This window comes from Streptomyces sp. NPDC033177, assembly GCF_055577715.1.
The window spans coordinates 26,007-42,292 of sequence record NZ_JBVIPS010000015.1; the positions used below are offsets into that span (position 1 = coordinate 26,007).

Genomic DNA, 16,286 nt, shown 5'->3' on the forward strand with positions numbered 1-16,286 from the left:
CCGCGGGGTAGAGTCGCCGCGGCGGCACGGCCGTCACATGTCTTTCGGCAGGCAGGCAGGGGGAAGGGCATGACCAGGCCGTTTCGATTCGGCGTGAACATGATGAAGCTGTCGGGTGGTGCGGAGTGGCGGGACAAGTGCCGCCGGGCCGAGCGACTCGGTTACGACGTCATCCTGGTCCCCGACCATCTGGGAATGGCCGCGCCCTTCCCGGCGATGGTCGCGGCGGCGGCCGCCACCGAGCGGCCCCGGATCGGCACCTTCGTCCTGAACGCCGGTTTCTGGAACCCGGCGCTCCTTGCGCGCGAGGTGGCCACCACCGACGAGCTCACCGGCGGCCGCGTGGAACTCGGCCTGGGCGCCGGCTACGCGGAGGCGGAACACAAGCGGGCGCGGCTGGAGTTCCCCTCGCCCGGCGGCCGGGTCCGTGTACTGCGGCACACGGTGGATGAACTGCAGCGGCTGCTGACCGATCCGGCGCATACGCCGCAGGCGCGGCAAGGCCCACGGCCGCCGCTGCTGATCGGCGGCAACGGCGACCGGCTGCTGCGTCTGATGGCCGAGCACGCCGACATCGCGGCGTTCACCGCGACCGCCGGTTACGAGAACGGAATCCTGCGGGCCCTGACGCCCGGTCAGCTCGACGAACGTGTGGCCGCCTACGAAGGGTTCGCCGCCCACCGGGCCGTGCCCGCCGAGCGGAACCTCCTTGTGCACTTCGTGGAGGTCACCGACGACCGGCACGCGACGGCCCGCCGGCTGCCCAAGATTCACCCCGAGGTGTCGCAGGAAGACCGCCTGACCCTGCCGGTGATGCTCTTCGGCACCGTCAAGCAGATCGCCGAGCAGCTGCGCGAGCAGCGGGAGCGGTTCGGCATCTCCTACATCGTGGTCCTGGACGGCGTGATGGACGTCTTCGCCCCGGTGATCGAGGAACTCGCCGGCACCTGAGCCAACCAGGCCCCCGCCTGCTCCCCGGCTACGGCAGCGAAGCCGCGGGCGCCACGGTCCGCCACGGCAGTGTCACCACCCCCGACTCCGCGTGCTCCTTGGCCAGTTCGAGGGTGGCGAGCGACGTACGCCCGATGGCCTGCCGCACCCGGTGGCGGGCCAGCTCCATCGCGGACGGCGCGCGGGCCGCCGGCCCCGTGGCCGACTGCTCCGACGCGGCAAGAGCCCTCACCGCGGTCTCGTCGAGCAGCACCGAGTGCTGGACGATCACGCGCACCCCGAACTCGTCGGGCAGCACCGACCACTCCCCGGTGTGCGCGGCCACCGGTGCGGACGCAGCGGTCTGCGTGAAGACGATCCGCCCCGCGTGCGGGAAACACAGCCGGACCGAACCCGCCGTGCGCACCGCTCCTGCGGGCAGCAGGACGTCGTAGTCCAGGATCTGCACCCCGGGAGAGGGCTCGGTGAGCTGGAGGCGCCGCATGTGCGGCAGGAGGCCGGGCCAGTCCGCGGCCCGGTACAGGAAGTCATAGACCAGCTCCCCGGGCCCGTTCACCCGTACCGACTCCTCGAAGGACAGCACCAGGTCGTCGACGCCGGCCCGGCTCTCGGCGACCCGGCGCAGGCTCTCCAGCTCCGTCCTGGCGTTGTCCCCGGTGGCAAGGCCCTCGTCCGCGGCCGCGTCGTCGCCCCGGTCGCCCACGACGGTGAACGCGTGCCGCACTGTCACCACACTGCCCCCGCCCACGCGGTCCTCGACGGTCCATTCGCCGCTCATCGACGCGACCGGTGCCTCGTGCCCCAGCTGTACGAACTCGATACGCCGCTCGTGCGGATGCCGCACCCGCGTCTGGAGCGAGGACCTGATCCGACCGCCCACGCTCTCCCATACGCGCAGGCGCTCGCTGACCCCGTCGAAGTCGAGGCGCTCGACGTGCAGGATGTGCGGGCCGTACAGCGGCCTGCGCGCGGTGTCCGCGAGCAGGGCGAAGACCGCTCCGGGCGGCGCGGCCACCTCGACCGAGTGCCGCAGGCGGTGCACACGCTCACCGGACATCTCGGATGTCTCAGACATCGCAGTCTCCTTGGGCAATCGAGGACGGATCGGCTGGGCTGGTCTCCACCGTCGGTGGGAGTGGTCGAGGAGTATTCGAAGGTCGCTTGAATCCGGCTTCAGAGGCGGTCCGTACCGAGTGTGGATTTCCTGGAGAGGCCCGGGGCCCCCGGGCCTCCGGCACCACCCCGCACCGCCGCAAGGCACCGGCCGCGGCCCGCCCTTCGCCCGGACGTGCGGGCAGGTCGAGCCGTATGTCAGGACCGTGTCAGTGGTTTGTCACTGGCCTCTGCATGCTTGGACAGCGCCTCTTGAGGAGGGGGGAGGGGGCTTCGTCGGCGCGTGCCCCGACTGCCGATGACCACTAGCCGCTTCGCACGTCTGCCGCAGGGTGAGCCGATCACCGTCGTCGTGGAGCTCGGCCACAGTGCGCTGCCCGTACTCGAACTGCACGGGCCGATCGAGAGCACCCACATCGAGGCCGCGCTCGACAGCATCGCCACCTGCTATCCGAACGCACCCGCCTGGACCGCCGACCTGGAGAGCCGGGGCCCCGGTCAGCACACCCTGCGCTTCACCGACGGCGCGGACGACGAGCAGTGCGCATTCCCCCTGGGCGCCTTCGCCGACCTGCTCACCCACGCCGGCCGCGGCTCCTTCATGAGCCGCTGCCTGCCCGCGACGCCGCTGCAGCGCGACCTCCTGGCGGACGCCGACACCCACCCCGATCCGGGCCGCCAGGTCGAACAGGCGGCCTGGGACTGGCACGGGCCCCTCGACGTGGCGCGGTTCACGGCCGCCTGGAACTCGGTGTTCGCCAACGAGTCCGTGCTGCGCACCACGTTCGACGACCAGCCGGAGCCCGGCCTGGTCGTGCACGACCAGGCCGAACCGGAAGTCGTACGGTTGCCGCGCGGCACCGCCGAGTGGCACTCCCTCGTCGAGGCCGACCGGCGCCGCGGCATCGACCCGCGCCGCCTAGCCCCGCTGCGCATCACCCTGCTCGGCGGCGGACAGGCGAGCTCCGCTCCGTCGACGCCCGCCCGTGTGCTGCTCACCTACCACCACGCGCTGCTCGACAGCTGGTCCGTCCGGCTCCTGGTCCGCGCGTTCTACCGTGCCTATCTCGCCGACGGGGCACTGCCCGGCGGGGAGCGAAGGCCCGACATGACCGACTACGTGACCTGGCTCGCGGCGCAGGACACCGCGGCCGCCGAGGACTTCTTCACCAGCGCCGACACCGGTGACGTCGCAGCGGTACCGCCGCTCTTCACCGACACCGGCAGCCGCGCCGAGGGCCGCTCGAGGCTCCGCCTGACCAAGGAGGAGACCACGGCGCTCGCCAACTGGGCCGCCACCTGGGGCGGCGGCGAGTCCATCGCCCTGCAGGCCGTGTGGGCGCTGCTGCTGTACCGCGCCGGGCGGGCCGTGGGGCCCTCACAGGTGCGCTACGCCACCACGGCCGCCGGCCGGAGCGTCCTCTTCGAGGGGGTGGAGCGCACCCCCGGCGCCCTGGCCGGGCCGCTGCCGCAGTGCGTGCTCGTCGACCCCGACGCCACGGTGCCCCAGCTCATCGCCGACCTGCGCGACCGCTGCCTCAACCAGGCGGCGTACGAATGGGTTTCGGCGAGCCAGATCCACGCCTGGACCGGCGGCCCGCGCCCGCCCGCCGACACCCTGCTCACCTTCGAGGCACCGCCGCGTGTCATGCCCGAGCTGGAGGCCGGCCTCGCCGCGGCCGGTGTTCAGGTGGAGCCGCCGCAGACCCTGGGCGCCCGCACCGCCTTCCCCGTCACGCTGATCGCCCACCACGACAGGAGCGGCTGCCTGGTCCTCACCGCCTCCTACGACCAGATGCGGCTTCAGGAGATCACCGAACTCCTCGCCCATGCCGCGCTGTTGCTGCGCGAACTGCCGCGCGGATCCGGGCAGCACACCACCCTCGGCCAGGTCCTCGCCCTGCTGACCCACATGGGCGAGGGCGCCGTCGGTCCGGTGCAGGCCGAACCCGCTCAGAGCGGCCCCCTGCCGGCCGTGCTGCGCCAACCGGCCCACCCGGACGCGGGCGCCGTCGGACTGCTGCAGGCACCGGGCATCTCCCGCGCCTTCTACGACCAGCTCGCCCATGCCTACCCGGGGCCCGAGGGACTGCTCCTGCTCGCTTCCGTCCCCGCGGGTGGCACCCGGGCCGATACGGCCGCACGCGCCGTGTACGGCGCGCTCGGCTCCCGCATCCCGTCCCGCGGCGGCCTTGCCTTCGCCGGATTCTCCGGTGACGGCGCCGCCGCCTGTGCCATCGCCCGCCTCGCGGCCGCGGACGGCCACCGGCCGCTCGCCGTCGTCCTCGACGCGACCGGCACCGGACCGGACGACCTGGCCCACAGGCTCGCGTCGGCCGTCGCACGCAGGCACTGACCCCACGTACGAGCAGGACACCAGCACGAGCACGTAGACACGTCACGTTCGAGCAGCGAGACGCCGAGGAGGCAGCCATGCCGAACTGCGAACCGAAGCCGGAACCGCAGTACCAGCACAGGGACGAAATCGCCTCCCGTGCCTGGGCCGAGGCGCTCGCGATGGCTTGCGGGGACGCGGACCACGCCCACCGGCCGCCGGGCGAACTGCTGGCCGCTTCGCTGAAGGTGCACCGCGCGCTGTCACGGGGGCTCGGCCGGAGCGTGCCGCTCACGGCCCTTGGCCCCGACGGTGGTGTGCTGGGGCTTGCCGCCTTCGTCGCGGTGTACGCCACGCAGTCGAACACCGCTGCAGCTGAACTCGAAGTTCCGCACGACGTACGGGACGTGGGGCAGCTGCACGCCTAGCGTCGACCGTGCACATCCACCCTGTCCGCGCCCGCCTGACGTCCTCCCCGACCGGGCGGGCGCGTTGACGTTCTCTTCCTTGTCTCTTCCTGGACTACAGACCTTGATGCCGGTTTTCGACGGCGCTGGAGTAGGCCGATCTTTCGGTGCGGCCCGCACGAGGGTGCGAGTGGCGTCGGTGTGCGATAAACGGGGTGCCCGGTCTGGTGGCTGGCGAATGAAATCCGCCTGGATTGTGGTGATTTGAGCGTCTTTACGCCCTCGCTGAGGGCTCCTGAATCTCTCTAGGAGCGCTTGAGGTCGGCGTGGCAGTCTTTCAAAACAGGGAGTCTGGTTTGGTTCTCGCGGCCTGACGAACAGGGGATTGGCGTGATGAGCGTGATGGATATTGAAGTTCTGGGTCCGTTGGGTGTGCGGGTGGGCGGGGTTGCCGTGATGCCTACGGCGCCGAAGCCTCGGAAGGTGCTGGCGCTGCTGGCGTTGCATGTGGATCGTGTGGTGCCGGTGGGGTTGCTGGTCGAGGAGTTGTGGGGGGAGCGTCCGCCGCGGTCGGCGCGGACGACGTTGCAGACGTACATCCTGCAGTTGCGTGAGTTGATCGGTGCGGCGCTGGAGCAGGGCGGGAGTGTGTCGGCGAAGGACGTGCTGGTGACGGCTCCGGGCGGGTATGTGCTGCGGGGCGGTGGCGGCAGGAGTGACGTGGTGGAGTTCGAGCGGCTCGCGGGGATGGGCTATCGGGCGATGGACGGGGAGGATTTCGCGGGGGCGGCCCGGCTGCTGGGTGAGGCTCTGGCGTTGTGGAGTGGTTCGGCGCTGGCGGACGTGCGGGCGGGTGTGCAGTTGGAGGTGGAGGTGCGCCGGCTGGAGGAGACGCGGTTGTGCGCGTTGAATCAGCGCATCGAGGCGGATCTGCGTCTGGGCCGCCACCGTGAGCTGTTGGGTGAGCTGACGGTGTTGGTGAGCCGGCATCGCACGCATGAGAACCTGCACGGCCAGTTCATGCTGGCCCTTCACCGCTCGGGCCGTCGCGGTGAGGCGCTGAGTGTGTATCAGCGGCTGCGTCAGGCACTCGTACGCGACCTGGGACTCGAGCCCTCACCGGAGCTGAGCCGCCTGCAGCAGGCAATCCTGAAGACCTCCACACCCACTCCCCAGGTCCCGGCCCTCCACAACCCGGCTCCCTACGTCTCGACCGCCGCGAACGCGCGGCTGGTCTCCGCTGCCTGACGTGGCTCAACTCCTCGCACGACGGCGGGCCGGGCCGCCGACCGGGCAGTTGGCGCTCATAGGGACGACTCCTTCGGTGGAGGGGGCGGTGAGCGGGACAGCCCTCAGTGTGCGACTCCCGCGGAGGAGGCACGGTCCAGCTGCCGTTCGGCGCGTCGCATCATGATGGAGTCGGCGATTTCGCCGCCGCGTATGGCGATGTTCGACAGCAGGGCGGACGTCAGGCCGTGGGTGTGTTCGGTGCCGCCCTGGAGATAGACGCCGCAGTTGAGTTCCGACGTGGAGACGAGGCGGTAGTCGCGTTCCACCTGGTGTTTTCCGGTCGTGTCGCGCTGGAAGTGCTGGTCGAAGTCGCCCAGGAGGTGGGCGGGGTCGAGGCTGTCGTAGCCGGTGGCGAAGACCAGGGCGTCGAGGGTCAGTTCCTCCGTCGAGTCGTCGAGGACCGAGCGCAGGACCACCTGTGTCCCGTCGGAGGCGTTGTTGACTTTGGCGACTCGGGTGAGGTTGCGGAAGTGCAGGCGCTGGTGGCCTTGGACCTGTTCGTCGTAGGAGCGCTGGTGCAGGGCCCGGATGACGTCGGAGTCGACGACCCCGTAGTTGGTGTTGCGGTGGTAGCGCCAGAACGCGTCCTTCGCCTGCTGGGAGCCGAAGTAGTAGTCGTCGACCGCCTCGGGGTCGAAGATCTGGTTCGCGAAGGGTGTGTCGTCGGCGATGGAGTAGCCGTAGGAGGGGATGACCGCGGAGACGTGGGCGTGCGGCAGCGAATCGTAGAAGAACCGGGTGATCTCGGCGGCGCTCTGGCCGGCGCCCACCACTGCCACGTTCTTGAGGTCCTGTGGGGAGCGTGCGTTGAACTTGCTCAGGAACTCCGAGCTGTGCCATACCCGTTCGTCGGAGGTGACGCCTTCCGGCAGGCGCGGCACCAGGCCTGTGGAGATGACCACGTTGCGTGTGGTGACCGTGCGGGTGGTGCCGTCGCTGCCGCGGACCTCGATCTCCAGGAGGTCGGGTGCCTGGGCATCGGCCCCGTCGGTGACGGGCCGGATCGAGGTGACCTCGGTGCCGTAGCTGACCCGGTCACTGAGGCCGGAGGCCGCCCATTCCAGGTACTGGTGGAATTCCTGCCGGGTCGGGAAGAAGTCCTGGTTGTTCACGAACTGCACCAGCCGGTTCGAGGCGTGCAGATACGAGACGAAGCTGAACCGCGACATCGGGTCCCGGTAGGTGGCCAGGTCCTTGAGGAACGAGATCTGCATGGTCGTCGACGGCAGCAGCATGTTCCGGTGCCAGCCGAACGTGGGCTGCCGCTCGAAGAAGTGGGACCTGACCGGATTCTGCGGATCGCTCGCCCCGTGCTCCTCCAAGGCGATGGCGAGGGACAGGTTGGACGGGCCGAACCCGATGCCGACCACGTCGTAGATCTCTTCGCTGCTACCCGTTATACCCATTGAAGTTTCTCCCGCTTGCGTCTGGAAAACTCGGCTGTTGTTCCGAGAGACCGTTCTGCATTGTTGCTCCGGATTCTGTCCAAGACCGCTTAAAGACAGCTCGAATACGGCATGAAGACCGTTCGAGAGCTTCTCGAGGTGCTGTCCAGGGAGGCGGAAGTATGCTCGGCGCGGCTTTTCCGACTGCCGAAAGGTGATTCAGGATGTTCGTGCCGAGCTTCTATCGAGAATCGGACAGTTCGTGGATGGTGGACCTGATCCGAGGTAATCCCTTGGCGCTCGCGGTGGCCAACGGATGCCCCAGGAACGGCCCCTTCGCCACACATCTGCCGGTCATCTTCGACCCCGAGACATCCGCCGACTGGACCGGCGAGCTGCCCGGCGCCACGCTGCTCGGGCACATGAACCGGGCGAACCCGCACTGGGCGGCCCTCGAGACGGGCGGTGTGCTGCTGCTGACGTTCACCGGCCCGCATTCCTACGTGTCGCCCACGGTGTACGAGGTGACTCCGGCCGCACCGACCTGGAACTTCACGGCGGTGCATGTCCGGGGCGTGGTGGAGAAGATAGACGAGCTGGAGGAGACGCTGGAGGTGGTGCAGTCCACGGTGCGCGCCTTCGAGGGTTCCTTCGGCGACGGCTGGGACATGAGCGAATCCCTCGGCTACTTCCGCAAGATCGCGCCCGCCGTGGGGGCCTTCCGGCTCAAGGTGACCGGGGCCGAGGGCATGTTCAAGCTCAGCCAGGAGCAGCCGGGCGAGGTGCGCGACCGGGTGCGGAAGTCCTTCGGGGAGAGCGCGTGCACGTACAAGCGTGAGACGGCGGGTCTGATGAGCCGGCTGCCGTGACGTGCCGGCGGTTCGGCTCCGCGGGGAAGGGCGCACATGACCGGTGGTGTTCAGACCGCCGTGAGCAGTTCGCCGGACACCTCGGACAGGACTGCCCGGAAGCCCTCGACGAAGGTGTCCGCCTCGTGGTCCGACACGGTCAGCGGCGGTGCGAGCCGGATGATGTCCGGTGCCACCGCGTTCACCAGGAGACCGTTGTCCTGGGCCGCCTGCTGCACGCGCGCCGCGACCTTCTCGTTGAGCACCACCCCCAACAGCAGCCCGGCGCCGCGGACTTCGCGCACCAGTGGGTGGCCCAGGTTCTCCAGGCCGCGCCGCAGCCGCTGCCCCGCATGGGTCACGTGGTCCAGGAGGCCCGCCCGCTCGATGGTGTCCAGTACGGCGAGCGCGGCCGCGCACACCACGGGGTTTCCGCTGAAGGTGGAGCCGTGGGTGCCGGGGGTGAGCAGTCGCGCCGCCGGGCCGAAGGCGAGCGTCGCACCGATGGGCAGGCCGCCGCCCAGGCCCTTGGCCAGGGTGACCACGTCCGCCTCGACGCCTTCCGTCTGCGCCGCGAACCAGCGGCCCGTGCGCCCGATGCCGGTCTGGATCTCGTCGAGGACGAGGAGGGTGCCGGTCGCCGAGGTGATCTCGCGCGCTGCTCGGAGGTAGCCGGGCGGGGGCACGACCACGCCGCTCTCACCCTGCACCGGCTCAAGGATCAGCAGCGCGGTCCGCGGCGTGACGGCGGCACGCAGGGCCTCCACATCGCCGTACGGTACGTGGCTGACATCGCCCGGCAGCGGGTGGAAGGGGCGCTGCTTGTCGGGCTGGCCGGTCAGGGCGAGAGCCCCCATGGTCCGGCCGTGGAAGCCGCCGGTGGCGGCCACCATGTGGGTCCGGCCGGTGAGTCTGCCGATCTTGAAGGCCGCCTCGTTGGCCTCGGCCCCCGAGTTGGAGAAGTAGACCCGGCCCTCGCGCCCGGAGAGCTGCAGCAGGCGCTCGGCGAGACGCACGGTCGGTTCGGCGATGAACAGATTCGACACGTGGCCGAGCGAGCCGATCTGCTCGGCGACGGCCCGTACGACCGCGGGGTGGGCGTGGCCGAGTGAGTTGACCGCGATACCGCCGACGAAGTCGAGGTACGCGTTGCCCTCCGCATCCCAGACCCGGGTGCCACGGCCTCGGACCAGGGGCAGCCGGGGCGTGCCGAAGTTGTCCATCATGACGCCCTGCCAGCGGTGGGCCAGCGCCGTGTTGCCCGCCCCGATGATGTCCGCGCCTTCGCTCATCGTGTCTCCTTCGTGGATACCCCGCACGTCGGCGCGGGGGGTGGTCAAGAGGCGTACGCGCTGTTCTCGTGGACGTACTCGGCGGTGAGGTCGTTGGCCCAGATGACGGCGGAGTCCGTGCCCGCGGCGAGGTCCACGGTGAGCCGGACCTCACGCCCGGACATGTCCACCAGGGCGCGGTCCTCGCCCACCGATCCGTTCTTGCAGACCCACACGTCGTTGATGGCGACGTTGAGCTCGTCGGGGTGGAAGACGGAGCCGGTGGTGCCGATGGCGGACAGGACGCGGCCCCAGTTGGGGTCCTCGCCGTGCAGGGCGCACTTGAGGAGGTTGTTGCGGGCGACCGACCGGCCGACCTCGACGGCGTCGTCCTCGCTCGCGGCGCCCACGACCTCGATGCGGATGTCCTTGCTCGCGCCCTCGGCGTCCCCGATGAGCTGCCGGGCCAGATCGGCGCAGACCTCGCGTACGGCGTCGGCGAACTGCGCATGTCCGGGCTCGACGTGGGCCGCGCCGGAGGCGAGCAGGAGCACGGTGTCATTGGTGGACATGCAGCCGTCGGAGTCGACGCGGTCGAAGGTGACCCGGGTGGCCTCGCGCAGCGCCGTGTCGAGGACGCCGGCATCGAGTGCGGCGTCCGTGGTGAGCACGACGAGCATGGTGGCCAGGCCCGGGGCGAGCATGCCCGCGCCCTTGGCCATGCCGCCCACCGTCCAGCTTCCCCCGGACTCCGTCGGTGAGGACCGGTAGGTGACGGCGGCCGTCTTGTGCACGGTGTCGGTGGTCTTGATGGCGACGGCGGCCCGCTCGCCGCCGCTCCGGGACAGCTGGGCCGCAGCCTCGGCGACGCCCGGAAGGAGCTTGTCCATCGGCAGGTTCACACCGATGAGGCCGGTCGAGGCGACGGCGACCTCACCGGAGCCGACGCCGATCACATCGGCGGCCTTCTTGGCCGTGGCGTGGGTGTCCCGGAAGCCGCCAGGGCCGGTGCAGGCGTTGGCGCCACCGGAGTTGAGGACCACGGCGGAGACCACGCCGCCCTTGACGACCTGCTCGGACCAGAGCACGGGCGCGGCCTTCACCCGGTTGGAGGTGAAGACGCCGGCCGCGGCCCGAAGCGGTCCGGTGTTGACGACGAGCGCCAGATCCGGGTCGCCGTTCTGCTTGATTCCGGCGGCGATGCCCGCCGCCGTGAAGCCTCGTGCTGCGGTGACGCTCACGGTGCGACTCCGATCGTGGAAAGCCCCAGACCCTCGGGGAGGCCGAGGGCGACATTCATGTTCTGGAGGGCGCCGCCCGCGGTGCCCTTGGTCAGGTTGTCGATGGCGCTGATCGCGATGATCCGGCCCACCGCCGGGTCGACGGCGACCTGGACCTGCGCGGCGTTCGACCCGTACACGGCCGCGGTGCTCGGCCACTGCCCCTCGGGCAGCAGCCGGACGAACGGCTCGTCACCGAACGCCTTCTCGTACGCGGCCCGTACGTCGTGTGCGCCGACCCCGGGCCGCGCCGGGGCGGAGCAGGTGGCGAGGATGCCGCGTGGCATGGGGGCCAGGGTCGGGGTGAAGGAGACGGCGACATGACGGCCCGCCACGGCGCCGAGGTGCTGGCTCATCTCCGGGGTGTGCCGGTGGCCGCCGCCCACGCCGTACGGCCGCATGGATCCCATGACCTCGCTGCCGAGCAGGTTCGCCTTGGGTGCCTTGCCGGCGCCGGACGTGCCGGACGCCGCGACGACCACGGCCTCTGGTTCGGCGAGTCCCGCCGCGTACGCGGGAAACAGGGCCAGCAGGACCGCGGTCGGGTAGCAACCCGGCACCGCGACGCGCCGGGTGCCCGCCAACGCGGCGCGGGCGCCCGGCAGTTCGGGCAGGCCGTAGGGCCAGGTGCCCGCGTGCGGCGAGCCGTAGAACCTCTCCCAGTCGGCCGCGTCCGCGAGGCGGAAGTCCGCGCCGCAGTCGACGACCAGCGTCCGGTCGCCCAACTGCGCGGCCACGGCGGCCGACTGGCCGTGCGGCAGGGCGAGGAAGACGACGTCGTGCCCCTTGAGGGTGTCGGCGGTGGTGGGGCGCACCTCACGCTCGGCCAGCGGAGCCAGGTGCGGCTGCAGCGCGCCGAGCCGCTGACCCGCGGTGGAATGCCCGGTCACAGCACCGATCTCCACGTCGGGGTGGGCCAGAAGCAGGCGTAGGAGCTCACCCCCCGCGTATCCGCTCGCTCCCGCCACGGCTGCTAGCACTGTCATGAACCCTCCCTTTTGGCAGACAAGTGGTCCTCATGTACTCCGGGCCCTGTCCTCCATGGCGTGCGCGGCTGTGACGGTGGGGTCGCGTGGTCATCGCGGCCCGCGCAGGCGGACAGCGCCACGGGCAGGGAGCGGCGTGGGAGGCAGGCCCTGGTCGACGGCCCGCCGGGTGATCTCGTACGCCACGGGGCGCCCATGCCGTGCCCGCACAGGGCGTGGGGGCCGGTCGGTCCGGGCTCGATGCCCCGCGGCAGGAAGTGCGCGAGGCGGCCGGCCGGTGACGGTACGGAAGGTGTGTGCCCCCGGCGTGGTGCAGGACGAACAGGCGCAACGCGGGGTCGTGTGCTGTCCATTGCTCCCCCTCGCATCGGGCCGCGCACCCTCGGACCATAGAACGGCGGTCGGCCGGCGGGGCGCGGGCACCAGGGGGGCTCTGCCGCTGGTGTGGCGGCTCTTGAGCGTTCCTCAGGTGGCGTGGCGGGGCCCGGCGAGCAGGACATGGAGGTGCTCGTCGTGGAGCTGGTCGTCGCCGAACCGCTTGGCCAGGGGCATGGTGCCCTCGAGGTCGAATCCCGCCTTCTGGGCCACTCGGCAGGAAGCGATGTTCTCCACGCCGTGGGTCAGCAGGAGCCGGGCGAGCCCCAGATCGCCCAGGGCCCAGCCGATGACACTGCGCACCGCGGCCGTGGCCACTCCCTGACCGCGTGTCCACGGGGCGATGCGGTAGCCCACTTTGGCCTGCGAGTTCGCGCGGTCGATGCTGTGCACCGCGATGTTGCCGGCGTAGCGCCCGCTGCCGCGGTGGATGATCGAGAAGGTGGCGTGCGTGCCGCTGGACCAGTCCGCTCCGGCGAGGCAGTCCCTGATGGCCGATGCCTCGTCGGTGATTTGGCAGCGAGGGGTCCACATCCGGACGTCCGGGTCGACGCCGAGCGCGAGAACCTCCCTGTGCTCGTCCACGCTGGGGGGACGGAGCAGGAACGCGCCGGCCGTCAGGGTGAGAGGCACCAGCGGATCGGCGGGCGCCCGCAGCCGGGCGAGCGGTCGCGTGCCGCCCCCGCGCGTGGAGAGGGCCGCGTCGTCGGTCCGGGCGAGCCGCGGCGCGGGGGCGTCGGTCCGCTCCATGAGGCCGATGAAGCTGTGGAGGTGCGCGTGACGCAGTGGCTGGTCGCGCTCCTGAGGGTCCTCGTTCAACGGTTCGTCCCTTCGCCGGACTTCGCTGTGCTGGGCGCAGATCTGCCGGTCGGAACCACGCCATGGCAAGGCACTTGGGGTTCGCCCAAGAGCGATACGGCCTCGGCCTACGGGCGCGGCGTACTGGCGTACCCGCTCCAACTTCCCTTCCAGCGGGCCGGAGTTCACCCTCAGGCGGTCATCGAACAGGCACGACGGGCAGACCGGTGAACGCGGCGAAGACGTCGTCGAGTTGGTGTGTGTGCACGGTGAGCGAGTCGGCAGTGACCGATGCCGCGTCGAGGACCGCGAGCACCGCCCGCAGGGTCTCGGCACCCGCCTCGCCGGGGATCTGGAGAGTGAGTGCCGTGGGGTCGCTCCACGCCTCGCCGAAGCCGTGGCCCGATGCGGCGCCGAAGGCGGCGGCAGCACCTTCGAGCGCGCGCGCGTCGGCGAACCGCAGACGGATGAGAGCGTCGGGCGGATCACTACGGGGCAGCGGCCGGAGCTCGGGATGGCTTGGCTCGGGCTCTGCCCCGGTCAGGGCGCTCAGCAGGACGAGCCGGGCTTGGGGGGAGAGGGATGCGGCGAGACGGCGGGCCAGTGCGCGGGCCGCCTCCCTGTCTGTTCCGGCTGCGGCGGCAAGCTCGTGGCCGAGGGCCGTCACCTGGGAAGTGAGATCCACCGCGCCGTCGGCCGGGGGAGGAGTCGGAGGCATGTGTGTCATGTGCACTGCCCTCGCTTGCGCTCCAGCGTCGTCGTCCGGGTGCCGGCGAGCCGGGTGGCGATGTACCGGGTCGCGATGAGCCGGGATGCGGTGAGCCGTGATGTGGTGAGCGGGGACCGGCCGCTGTGACGTCCTGCCGAGCCGTTGGTCCGATGCTGCCGTCGCCGGTGCTGCTCCTGCTCGTTCACTGCGTGACCTCCGTCTCGTTCGGGTCGGGCACGATCAGCGTGCCTACTTTGTCGTTGCTGAACATCTCCAGGAGGACCGAGTGCGGGGTCCGTCCGTCGATCACCCGGGCCGCGCCCACGCCATTGCGTACGGCGTGCAGGCATCCGGTCATCTTGGGCACCATGCCGTCGCTCAGTTCCGGCAGGAGTTTCTCGAGCTCCTTGGCCGTGAGCCGCGGGATGACTTCCTCACTGTGCGGCCAGCCCGCGTACAGTCCCGCGACGTCCGTCAGCATGACGAGCGTCTCGGCGCGCAGTGCCGTCGCGAGGGCCGACGCCACGGTGTCGGCGTTGACGTTGCAGACCAGGCCGTCCTCGGCGCTGCGGGCGAGTGGTGAGACCACCGGGATCCGGCCGTCGTCCAGGAGCCGGTCCAGGGCGCCGGTGTTGATGCCGGTGATCTCACCGACCCTGCCGACGTCCACCGGTTCTCCGTCGATCCACGGCACGCACCGCCTCGCCGTGAGGGTGTTGGCGTCCTCGCCCGTCATGCCGACGGCGAGATCGCCCAAGCGGTTGATGAGTCCGACCAGTTCGCGCTGCACCTGGCCGGCGAGGACCATGCGCACCACATCCATCGCCTCCGGCGGGGTGACGCGGAGTCCGGCCTTGAACTCGCGTTTCAGGCCGCGCCGCGCGAGTTCGGCATCTATCTGGGGGCCTCCTCCGTGCACGACCACGGGCCGCAGCCCGGCGTAGCGCAGGAAGACGATGTCGCGGGCGAAGGCCGCGGTGAGGTCCTTGTCGACCATGGCGTGGCCGCCCAGCTTGATGACGACCGTCCGGCCCTGGTGGCGGGCGAGCCACGGCAGGGCTTCGTCGATGGCCTGGGCCTTGGCCAGGTCGGGGTGCGTGTTGACGGTCATGAGAACCTCGCACGCCGACGGGCGAGTCCGCCGACCGGGCAATTGGCGCTCACAGGCACGACTCCTTTTATGGGGGACTCCGGCTACCGCAGCAGGGTCCCGAGGGCCGGTGGACATACGCTTGAGTTCGGGACGAGAAAGCTTGGTCGTCATGCGAACTCTTGGGATAATGGCTTGTTGAGTAGCGTCTCGTCGCTGCCCCGGACCTCGATCCTGCATGGCCGTCGACGGCAGCAGCATGTTCCGGTCCAGCCGAACGTGGGGGACCGCGAGTGACAGCGGGATCTGCCCACTGCATTCTCCCGCATACGCCAGGAATACCCGGCCAAAGAGAGCCGAGCATTCGTCTGCAGTGTCGTTCGGGGAGCGCCTCAATGGCAACTACAAAGCCACATGAAGGCCCTTCGAGAGCTTCTGAAGAGCTGCTCGACATTCACCAGCGTTGTCCTGTTGACGGGACGGAGACATGGTGGACACGGCTGCTCGAAATCCCCGCACGGCACGGTGGGACCGTGTGACGAGGTGCGGGCCGACAGCAGAGAAGGCCCTCGGGCGGTCGAGTGAGATGTCTGAAGCCTCAACTCGCGCTCTCCGAGGGCCTTCCGGCTCAAGATCAGCGGTGACTCAGGTGGCAGTGGCCACCGGCGGAACCTGCTCGAAGACCGTGGGCCGTGCGTTCTCCTGGGAAGCCCCCACGCCCAACGCGGCCACGCCCGTGATGCCCTTGCGTCCGGAGATCTCCCTGCGCTCCTCCGGCCCATCGAGGTCCTCCAGAGCGCTCGCGGCCGCGGTGTCCAGCGTGGCCGTGACCCACTGCTCGAAGTCGACACCCAGCTGCTCCGCCGCCTTCTGCCAGGACTGAAGGCGGTTGCCGGGAACCTCCAGGCGGTGGCTCGGCTCAGTGGGGGTGCGCGGCTGCTGCACGCTCTGGCGTGCGGCGCGCAGGGCGCCGCGCAGCTGTTTGGTGGTCCACTGCTGCTGCTCGGCGCGGTCGAGCCACAAGTCCTGTTCCTCGACCGGCATGGAAGCCAGCTCGGCGTGGTGCTGGAAGCTCAAGGCGGCCCGGCGGCGACTGAGGTCGAAGCGTCGTGAGACCCACGCGTAGTTGCGCAGCGTCTGGTACGAAAGGCCTATGGCGCGTATTCCGCGCTCGTACCGGTCGGTGTAGTGGTCCTTGCCGTAGACGAGCCAGTCACCCAGCCACCAGGATGACGAGTCGATGAGGCCGGCGAGTTGGCGCCCGGACCGCTCCCACTCGTCGTAGGCCATCCCGGTCGGCATCTGCAGACCCACCTTGGTCGTCAGCACCTGGCCCCGGCCCGGTCCGGCTCCCGCGGTGGGTGACTGCCGTGGCGGGGGCTGCGGGAGGGAGGTTGTCGGGCCGCTCTGCGACCCCAGGGTTGCACTGGCCTGCTGCGCCATCACGC

At 70.5% G+C, this 16,286-nt stretch carries 15 protein-coding genes; 5 read left to right on the forward strand and 10 right to left on the reverse strand.

Annotation, left to right across the window (positions count from 1 at the left end; all coding sequences use genetic code 11):
- Positions 1-69 precede the first annotated feature (69 nt).
- Positions 70-951, forward strand: a complete 882-nt coding sequence (locus tag ACZ5U5_RS38915; protein WP_469031283.1) for a TIGR03621 family F420-dependent LLM class oxidoreductase — start codon at positions 70-72, stop codon at positions 949-951.
- A gap of 28 nt (positions 952-979) precedes the next feature.
- On the opposite strand, the gene ACZ5U5_RS38920 is transcribed toward ACZ5U5_RS38915, so the two are convergent.
- Complete coding sequence (locus tag ACZ5U5_RS38920; RefSeq protein ID WP_469031284.1) at positions 980-2,026, reverse strand: aromatase/cyclase; 1,047 nt, start codon at positions 2,024-2,026, stop codon at positions 980-982.
- Between the two features lie 336 nt (positions 2,027-2,362).
- On the opposite strand from ACZ5U5_RS38920, the gene ACZ5U5_RS38925 reads away from it, so the two are divergent.
- From ACZ5U5_RS38925 to ACZ5U5_RS38935, 3 genes are all read left to right on the forward strand, one after another.
- Positions 2,363-4,420, forward strand: a complete 2,058-nt coding sequence (locus ACZ5U5_RS38925; RefSeq protein WP_469031286.1) for a condensation domain-containing protein — start codon at positions 2,363-2,365, stop codon at positions 4,418-4,420.
- A 77-nt stretch (positions 4,421-4,497) separates the two neighbouring features.
- Positions 4,498-4,827, forward strand: coding sequence for a hypothetical protein (locus ACZ5U5_RS38930; RefSeq protein WP_469031287.1), 330 nt, complete (start codon positions 4,498-4,500; stop codon positions 4,825-4,827).
- 381 nt (positions 4,828-5,208) lie between these two features.
- On the forward strand, positions 5,209-6,054 hold the full coding sequence (locus ACZ5U5_RS38935) for an AfsR/SARP family transcriptional regulator (RefSeq protein ID WP_469031340.1): 846 nt from the start codon (positions 5,209-5,211) through the stop codon (positions 6,052-6,054).
- 104 nt (positions 6,055-6,158) lie between these two features.
- Here the strand turns inward: ACZ5U5_RS38935 and ACZ5U5_RS38940 are convergent, their stop codons facing one another.
- Complete coding sequence (locus ACZ5U5_RS38940; RefSeq protein WP_469031288.1) at positions 6,159-7,502, reverse strand: lysine N(6)-hydroxylase/L-ornithine N(5)-oxygenase family protein; 1,344 nt, start codon at positions 7,500-7,502, stop codon at positions 6,159-6,161.
- A gap of 203 nt (positions 7,503-7,705) precedes the next feature.
- Here ACZ5U5_RS38940 and ACZ5U5_RS38945 point away from each other — a divergent pair, with 203 nt between their 5' ends.
- Positions 7,706-8,350, forward strand: a complete 645-nt coding sequence (locus ACZ5U5_RS38945; protein ID WP_469031290.1) for an FMN-binding negative transcriptional regulator — start codon at positions 7,706-7,708, stop codon at positions 8,348-8,350.
- A gap of 50 nt (positions 8,351-8,400) precedes the next feature.
- On the opposite strand, the gene ACZ5U5_RS38950 is transcribed toward ACZ5U5_RS38945, so the two are convergent.
- From ACZ5U5_RS38950 to ACZ5U5_RS38985, 8 genes are all read right to left on the reverse strand, one after another.
- Positions 8,401-9,621 carry an acetylornithine transaminase gene (locus ACZ5U5_RS38950; RefSeq protein WP_469031292.1) on the reverse strand — a complete coding sequence of 407 codons (1,221 nt, stop codon included), beginning with the start codon at positions 9,619-9,621 and terminating at the stop codon, positions 8,401-8,403.
- Between the two features lie 44 nt (positions 9,622-9,665).
- Positions 9,666-10,841, reverse strand: a complete 1,176-nt coding sequence (gene argJ, locus ACZ5U5_RS38955) for a bifunctional glutamate N-acetyltransferase/amino-acid acetyltransferase ArgJ (RefSeq protein WP_469031294.1) — start codon at positions 10,839-10,841, stop codon at positions 9,666-9,668.
- Positions 10,838-11,866: an N-acetyl-gamma-glutamyl-phosphate reductase gene (gene argC, locus ACZ5U5_RS38960; protein WP_469031296.1), complete on the reverse strand. Its 1,029-nt coding sequence runs from the start codon at positions 11,864-11,866 to the stop codon at positions 10,838-10,840. Before argC ends, argJ begins: the two co-directional genes overlap by 4 nt.
- 465 nt (positions 11,867-12,331) lie before the next feature.
- Positions 12,332-13,060, reverse strand: coding sequence for a GNAT family N-acetyltransferase (locus ACZ5U5_RS38965; protein WP_469031297.1), 729 nt, complete (start codon positions 13,058-13,060; stop codon positions 12,332-12,334).
- Positions 13,061-13,238: 178 nt separating this feature from the next.
- On the reverse strand, positions 13,239-13,766 hold the full coding sequence (locus tag ACZ5U5_RS38970) for a hypothetical protein (RefSeq protein WP_469031298.1): 528 nt from the start codon (positions 13,764-13,766) through the stop codon (positions 13,239-13,241).
- Positions 13,763-13,954: a hypothetical protein gene (locus ACZ5U5_RS38975; RefSeq protein WP_469031300.1), complete on the reverse strand. Its 192-nt coding sequence runs from the start codon at positions 13,952-13,954 to the stop codon at positions 13,763-13,765. Before ACZ5U5_RS38975 ends, ACZ5U5_RS38970 begins: the two co-directional genes overlap by 4 nt.
- Entirely contained in the window at positions 13,951-14,859 is a 909-nt protein-coding gene (gene argB / locus ACZ5U5_RS38980; protein WP_469031302.1) for an acetylglutamate kinase, read from the reverse strand. The genes ACZ5U5_RS38975 and argB overlap by 4 nt, the downstream gene beginning before the upstream one ends.
- A 624-nt stretch (positions 14,860-15,483) precedes the next feature.
- Positions 15,484-16,281, reverse strand: coding sequence for an LmbU family transcriptional regulator (locus ACZ5U5_RS38985; RefSeq protein ID WP_469031303.1), 798 nt, complete (start codon positions 16,279-16,281; stop codon positions 15,484-15,486).
- Between the last annotated feature and the right edge of the window lie 5 nt (positions 16,282-16,286).